General features: G+C 73.3%; 5 protein-coding genes. 2 read left to right on the top strand and 3 right to left on the bottom strand.

Features of this window, described 5'->3' with window-relative positions; genetic code table 11:
* Positions 1-107: 107 nt before the first annotated feature.
* From ACFQ7Q_RS30615 to ACFQ7Q_RS30605, 3 genes are all read right to left on the bottom strand, one after another.
* Positions 108-1,472, bottom strand: a complete 1,365-nt coding sequence (locus ACFQ7Q_RS30615; RefSeq protein WP_383560740.1) for an amidohydrolase family protein — start codon at positions 1,470-1,472, stop codon at positions 108-110.
* 624 nt (positions 1,473-2,096) lie between these two features.
* Positions 2,097-3,401, bottom strand: a complete 1,305-nt coding sequence (locus tag ACFQ7Q_RS30610; protein ID WP_383560737.1) for an amidohydrolase family protein — start codon at positions 3,399-3,401, stop codon at positions 2,097-2,099.
* Positions 3,402-3,560: 159 nt separating this feature from the next.
* Entirely contained in the window at positions 3,561-4,229 is a 669-nt protein-coding gene (locus tag ACFQ7Q_RS30605) for a GntR family transcriptional regulator (protein ID WP_383560734.1), read from the bottom strand.
* Positions 4,230-4,560: 331 nt separating this feature from the next.
* Between ACFQ7Q_RS30605 and ACFQ7Q_RS30600 the strand changes: the two genes are divergently transcribed.
* Positions 4,561-4,764, top strand: coding sequence for a cold-shock protein (locus ACFQ7Q_RS30600; protein ID WP_033201600.1), 204 nt, complete (start codon positions 4,561-4,563; stop codon positions 4,762-4,764).
* Positions 4,765-4,915: 151 nt separating this feature from the next.
* A complete protein-coding gene (locus ACFQ7Q_RS30595) occupies positions 4,916-6,352 on the top strand; it encodes a DEAD/DEAH box helicase (protein WP_383560731.1) in 1,437 nt (478 codons plus the stop codon).
* Positions 6,353-6,384 lie beyond the last annotated feature (32 nt).

The following is a 6,384-nucleotide window of genomic DNA, read 5'->3' as shown; positions in this document are numbered from 1 at the left end:
GGACACCCCTTGGCCCGGCCCGCGCCGGCCGGGGACCGACGGTCTTCGACCGGATCGTCGAGATCATCGAGGACCAAGTCCCCGGAGCGCCGGTGCCGAGCTGATCCTCAGTCGAGGAACTCCCCGTCGCGGGCCACGACGACTCCGCCGTGCACGACCATGTCGCGCCGCGGCATGTCCACCACGACCTGGGGCAGGCACTCGCCCCGCACGAGGACGAAGTCGGCCGGGGCGCCGGGCTCCAGGTCCGCATGGGCGAGGCCCATGACGTCGGCGCCACCGTGGGCCGCGACGCGGTAACAGTTCGTCAGCTCCTCGTCGAGGCGTACGTCCGTCACCCAGCCGAGCAGATGCGCGCGGTGCAGCATGTCGGCGTTGCCGAACGGGCTCCAGGAGTCGCGCACACCGTCGGAGCCGAGCCCGACCCGCACCCCGTGCTCGCGCAGTCGGGCGATCGGCAGCACGAGGGAGTCGGACGGCGCCACCGTGGTGAGGGCGATGTCCTGGTCGCCCAGGTCGGCGGCGAGAGCGCCGAGTTCGCCGTCGGACAGGCCGGGCAGGCAGAAGACATGGCTGACGGTGACCTTGCCGGCCAGGGACAGGGCGCGCGTGCGGTCGATGATGCCGCGCATGGCCTTGATCCCCTTCTCGCCACGGTCGTGCAGATGGATGTCCACACCGATGCCGTGCCGGTCCGCGATGCCGAAGACGAGATCGAGCTGCTCGTCGAGCGCGTCGTCGAAACCGATCGGGTCGATGCCGCCGATCATGTCGATGGCGCCCGTGCGCGCCGCCTCCTCCAGCAACTCGGCGGTGCCCGGCGTGCGGACGACGCCGTGCTGCGGGAACGCCACGATCTGCACGTCGAGGGCGTGGCGCAGTCGCTGCCGGGCCTCGGCGACGCCCTCGACACCCGCGAGGCCGTAGGCCGGAGCCACGTCGGCGTGGGCGCGCATCGCCCGCGTGCCGCGGGCGACGGCGTGGGCCATCAGCCCGTACGCGCGCTCCGCGACGGGGCGGCGCTGGCTGCGGAACAGCTCCACGTCCTGGGCGACGTAATCGGCGATGCCGCTCGCCGGCTTGCGGGACACCCAGGAGCCGCCCCAGGTCGTCTTGTCGGGGTGGATGTGCGCGTCCACGAGCGAGGGGAGCGCGATCCGGCCGCCGCCGTCGACGACGTTGGCGCCGCGCGGCGCCGGGCCGTCGAAGACACGGCCGTCGACGACCACGAGGTCCGTCGGCTTCGCCGCGCCGAACGGGCGCACGTTGCGGAAGACCACGGCCTTGTCGTGGCGTCCCTTCGCGCCGGGCGTGGTCGCCGCCGCCGCCGACGCCGAGGCTTCGGCGGTGACGGTCGCGGCCTCGGCGGGGGTGCCGACGGCCCATGTGGCGGTGGTGCTCGCCAGGGCGGCGGCACCGGCCAGCATCGTGCGACGGGAGGGCGCGCTGGGGGCGGACGAGGAGGGCTGCATGGGGACTCCTTCGAGGGATGGTGCGGGGGAGGGGGTTCGGTGGTGTCGACGGGGAGCGGTCGTCGCGGGCGGGCGGGGTACTGCCGGCGACCCTGCGGCGGTTGGGACGGGGCCGGTGTGCGGGTGTTCGGCTCGGATGCACGGGTCACGGCACGGCGGTCACGGACATCGTGCGAGCGCTCGGCCCCTGCGTACGGGCCAACGCGCGGACGCGGCGGCCGCATGGCCCGGCACCCGGCACGTCGGGCCCCGGCACCCGGCACGCCGTGCCCGGCACACGGCAGGCCGAGGCATCCGCGCCGCCGCGGCGGGTCGCTTTGCCGTGCAGCGCACTGCCGCTGTGTCGGGTCGCGCCGCTGTGTCGGGTCGCGCCGCCGTGTCGGGGCGGCGTACACTGTCCGCGTGCCGGGCCGCGTCCGCCGCGCCGGGCCGCGCTGTCGTGCAGGCCACCGTGTCGGGTCGCGCTGACGCGCAGTGCCGTGTCGTGCCGCCACGCCCGGTCGCGCCCAGCCGTGTCGGGTCGCGCCGCCGTGCACTGCCACCGCTTGGGGTCGCGCCCGCCGCGCCGTTCGGCCGGAGTGCGGGTCGCGGTCCGGCAGGACTTCGGCGCGCCGCTCTTCGGGGTCAGGCCGGGATGCCCGCCCGTACGACTCGGACCGGCCGCATCAGCGTCGTGATGTCGGTCAGCGGGTCGCCTTCCAGGAGGAGCGCGTCGCCCGCGAAGCCGCGAGCCAGGCGGCCCACGGTGCGTTCGTGACCGAGGAGGCGCGCGGCGCCGGTGGTGGCGGTGCGGATCGCGTCGAGCGCGGGCAGCCCGGCCGCCCGCATCAGCTCCACCTCGCGGCCGATCGGGCGCACGGTGCCGCCCGATGAGTCGGTCCCGGCGGCGAGCGGGACGCCCAGTTCGTGTGCGGCGAGGACGGCCCGCTTGAGGACGGGGAGGTACGCGCGCCCGCGTTCGGCGAGGACCGGGTTCGTGGACTCGGCCAGGCCGGCGATGGCCGTCAGCGTGGGCGTGAAGTACGTCCCCCGGCGCCGCATCTCGCGCAGCGTGCGCTCGCCGACGAACGCGCCGTGCTCCAGGGAGCGGATGCCGGCCGTGACGGCGTCGTGGCAGCCCTGCTCGCTGTAGCTGTGGCACAGCACGCCCTTGCCGCGCCGTCGGGCCGCCGCCACGATCTCGGCGAGTTGGTCGTGTGAGTACACCTGGGCGAGCGGGTCCTGCTCGGGGAGCCCGGCGCGCTCGTTGACACGCGTCTTGATGACGTCCGCGCCGCGGTCCAGGTTCACCTCGACGACACGGCGCAGCGCCTCGGCGGATCGCACGCCTTCCTTGAGGCGTACGAGCGGAGTGAGTTCGGGGTCGGCGAGCAGGCTGTCGCCGAGATCCGGGGTGACGAAGACTCCGGCGGCGGTCAGCCGGGGCGCGAGGGCGGGGCTGTGCCGGGCGAGGTCGCGGACGGCGATGTCCTGGTAGAAGGAGGTCGATCCGCTGCGCGCGCTGGTCGCGCCCTTGAGGACGGCGGCGCGGGCCTCGGCGGCGGTGCTGAGGTGGATGTGCGCGTCGACGAGGCCCGGCAGGATCCAGCGGCCGTGGGCGTCGAGGACCTCGGCGTCCCGCGGCACGGTGACCCGGCCCGGGCGGCCGACGGCGCGCACGGTCCCGTCCTCGATGACGACGACGGCGTCCTCGGTGACCTCGCCTGTGGCCGGGTCGAGGAGCGTGCCGCCCTCGATCACGAGGGTTCCGCCCCGAACCGCGGCGCCATCGCCGGCCCGGCGTGCGGCGGGCGAGTCCCCGTCCCGGTCGGCGGGGGCGGCCGCCGCGGAACCGGCCGCGGCCATGGTGCCGGCGAGCGCGGCCGCACCGGCGAGGACACCACGGCGGGTCAGCCTGCTGGGGGGCGGCGGCGTGGCTTCGACGCACATGGGAGCTCCTTGGGGAGTAGGAGGGGCGACTCCCGATTTTGTATACCAAGCGTGAGAGGCGGGGCAAGGGTGGAGCTCTCACGATGAGGTCGTGCCTGGAGAACTGGCAGGGTCGGTCGATGTGATGGACCGCCTACTCAGGCTTGGTATACAAAGACCTCAGTCGTCGTCGCCGAAGAGCGAGCGCAGCGCGACGGCCCTGCTGTCCCGCACGTGCAGGAGCGTGCTCGCCCCCGCGGCCTCCGTGTCACCGGCCGAGATGTGCCGGTACATCTCGGCGTGCTGGGCCCTCATGTGCGCGGGCTCCGCGCGCAGGCCGAACAGCAGACGCAGCTGCCAGCTCAGCTGCTCCATGGTGCGCGCGAGCAGCGGATTGCCCGAGAGTTCCACGACGCCCTCGTGGAACGCGGTGTGCGCGGCCACCTCGCGCGTCCCCTCGTCCGCCGCGGCCGCCGACTCGGCCTGCCGCAGCGTCGCCTCCAGGGCGGAGAGCCCTTCGGTGTGTCCCGCCGCAGCGGCCCGCGCCGCGAGGCGCGACGCCTGGACGGCGAGCGGTTCCCACACTTCGTACAGGTGCTCCACGTCTGCGCGCTCCAGCCGGCGGACGCGTACGCCGCTGTGCGGGAGCAGTTCGAGGAGCCCTTCGGCGACCAGCGCCCGCAGCGCCTCGCGTACCGGCACGCGGGACATGCCCAGCTCCTCGGCGACCTCGCGTTCCACGAGCCGGGCGCCCTGCGCGTACCGCCGGTCGACGATCCGCTGCAGCACGGCCTCGCGCGCTCGCGCGCTCAGCGAGGCCGTCGAGCCGGTCCTCCTGTCGTCCGCCACGTTCCCGGCCCTCCGTTCGGCGTATCCCGGGCGAGGATACGTCCGGCGACCCGCGAGGCACCGGGCTCTGCGGCGGGGGCAGGGTCGTCGCTGGAGGATCTTCCCCCGGGAGCAACGCGGAATGGAGAATTCCGTGCACAGATGACCACGCCGTGCTACAGTCGAGATCAGTTGCAGTTGTGGTTCCCATAGACTTCAAGTGCCTTTGACGATGATGAATCGTCGGGCACTTTTTGTATTTTCGGTGCTGTTTCCGGACGGGGAAATCATCGCGCGACGCCGGGATTCGCACAGTGCGGATTCCCGGGTAATGCCCCGAAGGAGATATGGCATGGCTACTGGCACCGTGAAGTGGTTCAACTCGGAAAAGGGTTTCGGCTTCATCGAGCAGGAGGGTGGCGGCCCGGACGTGTTCGCCCACTACTCCAACATCGCGACCTCCGGCTTCCGTGAGCTGCAGGAGGGCCAGAAGGTGACCTTCGACGTCACGCAGGGCCAGAAGGGCCCGCAGGCGGAGAACATCCTCCCCGCCTGACGTTTTACACGTCCGACGCAGCTGGGGTCCTCACCCGAGAGGGTGAGGACCCCGGCTCGTTGCGTTTCCGGCCGCCGTGCTCGATCTGCCCGGCCGCTTTCCACGACACCCCGGCCATTTCCCGGCACGAAGGTTCCATGCAAAGGTTTTCATGAGCAGCTCAGTCCGCCCGGACCACACCCGTCGTACCCCCGCGTCCAAGGACGAATTCGCGCAGCCGGTCAGCCACACACCGGCCCTTCCAGCCGTCGCGTCCTTCGACGAACTCGGCCTGCCCGCCGAGGTACGAGAGCTGCTCACCGCCCACGGCGTCGACACGCCCTTCCCGATCCAGGCCGCCACCCTGCCGAACGCCCTCGCCGGGCGTGACGTCCTGGGGCGGGGCCGCACCGGATCCGGCAAGACGCTCGCCTTCGGGCTTCCGCTGCTCGTCCGGACCGCCGGCCGCAGGGCCGAGGCGCGCAAGCCGCGGGCCCTCGTGCTCGTCCCCACCCGCGAGCTGGCCCAGCAGGTCACCGACGAGCTCACGCCGTACGCCCGGGCGCTGAAGCTGCGGATGGCCACCGTGGTCGGCGGCATGTCGATCGGGCGGCAGGCGACCGCGCTGCGCGACGGGGCCGAGGTCGTCGTCGCGACACCCGGACGCCTCATGGATCTCGTCGAGCGCAAGGACGCCCGCCTGGACCGGGTGGACATCACGGTCCTCGACGAAGCCGACCAGATGGCCGACATGGGCTTCATGGACCAGGTCACCGCACTGCTCGACCTCGTACGCGCCGACGGCCAGCGCATGCTGTTCTCCGCCACGCTCGACAAGAACGTCGACCTCCTGGTGCAGCGCTACCTCCACGACGCGGTGGTCCACTCGGTCGACCCCTCGGCCGCCGCCGTCGGGACCATGGAGCACCACGTCCTCCAGGTGCACGGCGCCGACAAGTACGCCACCGCCACCGAGATCGCCGCCCGCGACGGGCGCGTGATCATGTTCCTGGCCACCAAGGCCTCGGTCGACCGCTTCACCGCGCACCTGCTGGGCAGCGGCGTGCGGGCCGCCGCTCTGCACGGCGACAAGTCCCAGCCGCTGCGCACCCGCACCCTGGAGCGCTTCCGGAACGGCGACGTCACGGTCCTCGTGGCCACCAACGTCGCGGCGCGCGGCATCCACGTCGACGACCTCGACCTCGTCGTCAACGTCGATCCGCCCGCCGACCACAAGGACTACCTGCACCGGGGCGGGCGCACGGCGCGCGCCGGCGAGTCCGGCAGCGTGGTCACGCTGGTCCTGCCCGATCAGCGGCGCGACGTGGTCCGCCTCATGGCCGACGCGGGGCTCCGCCCGCAGGTCACCCAGGTCCGTTCCGGCGAGGCCGAACTCAGCCGGATCACCGGCGCCAAGGCCCCCTCCGGTGTCCCCGTGGCCGGGAGCGCGCCCAGCAGCGAAGGCCCCAAGCGCGGCGGCAAGCCCTTCCGTGGCATGGGCACCGTCCCCGGCAAGCCGGGCCGCGCCAAGAACGAGTCCCGGCGATCGGCCGAGGACCGCAAGATGGCCGAGGCCCGCAAGGCCGCCCGCGTCCGCCGCGGACGCTGAGGCCGCGGTCCCTGACGCCTCCGTCGCTCCTG

It is taken from the genome of Streptomyces sp. NPDC056527 (genome assembly GCF_042794475.1).
In the GTDB taxonomy this organism is placed as follows: domain Bacteria; phylum Actinomycetota; class Actinomycetes; order Streptomycetales; family Streptomycetaceae; genus Streptomyces.
This window is presented reverse-complemented; position numbering and strand designations above follow the sequence as displayed.